Origin of the sequence: Sphaerothrix gracilis Ecp01 (assembly GCF_030405905.1) — a bacterium.
GTDB classification, from domain to species: domain Bacteria; phylum Cyanobacteriota; class Cyanobacteriia; order Phormidesmidales; family Phormidesmidaceae; genus Sphaerothrix; species Sphaerothrix gracilis.
Genome location: NZ_JASATW010000104.1, coordinates 1 through 1776 on the forward strand (window position 1 = coordinate 1; position 1776 = coordinate 1776).

The following is a 1776-nucleotide window of genomic DNA, read 5'->3' on the forward strand; positions in this document are numbered from 1 at the left end:
GGGTGACCATAGTGCTGAAACCTTTGCTCCACTCTGGCAAATCGTGGCTGGCTGGAACTGCTATTTCTACGTCACTGATGGCTGGTCAGTCTATCCAACCTTCATTCCTGATGGCGATCAGATTGTCTGCAAGACCTACATGACTCGAGTGGAAGGCGAAAACACCCGATTGCGGCACTATCTAGCTCGGCTGCATCGCAAAACGCTTTGTTACTCGAAGTCCGTAGACATGCTGGCTCACTCTGTCCGATTGTTACTTCACTACCTCAAGTTTGACGATGTTCCAGTGCCTCCAAGATTCATCTCTTGATTCAGCAACGCCCAAAAATAGACGTTGCTGAATCGACAGATGAATGGCTCTACGGAAATGAGTATGCTGTTGTAGCAAGTACTATACCGAGCCGCTATGGTCCCTTTGGGTTCTTTTGCGGAATTGATACTGTTGGCGAAATATTGCTTAACTTTCAGAAAAGGCCATCAATCGCAGAAACTGCGAAGTGCGCGTTGTGGTCTGCGACATACCCGCTATCCAGTTGTGAATGCGCTTGCAGTTGATCGCTGCGGCTGTCATCAGGTGCTGCAAGTGAGTTTTGGCCAAACCGATATATCGCGAGCGCCGTAGGCCATGTGCTCGCACCCCTTCAGAGAGGGTTCCCTTAATTCCAGAGCGCAGTGCATAGTCCGCCTGATAGTCAGTAGTAGGCTCTCGTTGCCTAGCTTTCTGCAAGGCCTTGTACTGTGCTTCTGGTCGGAGTGTAATCGAGCGCCTCGGGCAATCGCTGCGGGTGCATAAGCGTAAGGGCATTGCTGAATCGATGAATGATCAGGCGGGGATTGGGATCGTTCGGTAATGGAGGTAGTGCAGCAATAGCCGGATGGAATAGCCCAGCATCTTAATTGACTTGGAGTAACAAAAAGTACGCCGGTTGAGCCGTGCCAGATAGTGCCGCAAGCGGCTGTTTTCCCCTTCCACCCGGGTCATGTGCGGCTTACTCACGACATGGTCGGCGACCTTGATGAACTTGGGATAGACGGGCCAACCGTCAGTGACATACCAAAAGCACTGCCAAAACTGAACCTGCGCCCACAACACTCGAAAGGTCTGAGCCGAGCGATCGCCTAGCGTCCAGGCCCAAATGCCCGCTCTGGCTTTGTCGGTTGCCGTCCACAGCCAGACTTTGTTTTTTTTGAGCCCACAAAAGTCTGCAACTCATCGAGTTGAGCTACTTCTGGCGTGGACTCCATGGGCGGGGCTTGGGGCAGTTGTTGACCCACCTGCTTCACCCAGCGAATCACCGTCGTGTGATCGACGCCATGATGCCGTTCAAGGGTGCGAAACCCCATCTTGTTAACGTAGGCATTGAGGCACTGACGTTTAACCGCATCGCTGTAGCCTTGGGGCGAATAAAATTCGACAAACTGGCGGCGACAGTCTTTACATTGGTAGCGTTGCTTACCAGACTGATGGCCATTTTTACGGAGGTTAGAGGAGTGACATCGGGGACATTGCATGGCGAAGTCCTCAAAGCGTCTTCTCTCATCACCTTAGAAAATCATCTACCTATTCAGCAACGCCCCCACGACATCTCAAAGAACGGTACAACGCGCCGGGTCAAGCAAAACTACAAGTGCCGAGACTGTGGACGTCAGTTCGTCGAAGACCCGCAATGGAAACCCAAAGACAAAGACACTATCGGTCTCGTCACCTTACTTCTATTGGAGAAAATTCCCTTAGCCGGTATTGCCCGAGTCACTCAGGTCTGCCAGAGGTGGCTC

The 1776-nt window shown here is 52.0% G+C and carries 3 protein-coding genes and 1 pseudogene; 2 read left to right on the plus strand and 2 right to left on the minus strand.

Going from position 1 to position 1776, the window contains the following annotated elements:
- Positions 1-310, plus strand: a 310-nt coding sequence (locus QJQ48_RS27945; protein WP_346293857.1) for an IS1 family transposase, incomplete at its 5' end; no start/stop codon positions are given.
- A 147-nt stretch (positions 311-457) separates the two neighbouring features.
- Here QJQ48_RS27945 and QJQ48_RS27950 read toward each other — a convergent pair.
- Positions 458-799: pseudogene (locus QJQ48_RS27950) on the minus strand (transposase); the annotation flags it as partial.
- Between the two features lie 24 nt (positions 800-823).
- Positions 824-1512, minus strand: a protein-coding gene (locus QJQ48_RS27955) for an IS1 family transposase (RefSeq protein WP_346294473.1) whose coding sequence is annotated in 2 segments (ribosomal slippage) — positions 824-1191 and positions 1191-1512 — 690 coding nt in all. Because the reading frame shifts where the segments join, the coding sequence is not laid out codon by codon here.
- 51 nt (positions 1513-1563) lie between these two features.
- Here QJQ48_RS27955 and QJQ48_RS27960 point away from each other — a divergent pair.
- Positions 1564-1776: IS1/IS1595 family N-terminal zinc-binding domain-containing protein (locus tag QJQ48_RS27960; protein WP_428843107.1), on the plus strand; the 213-nt coding region annotated here is incomplete at its 3' end.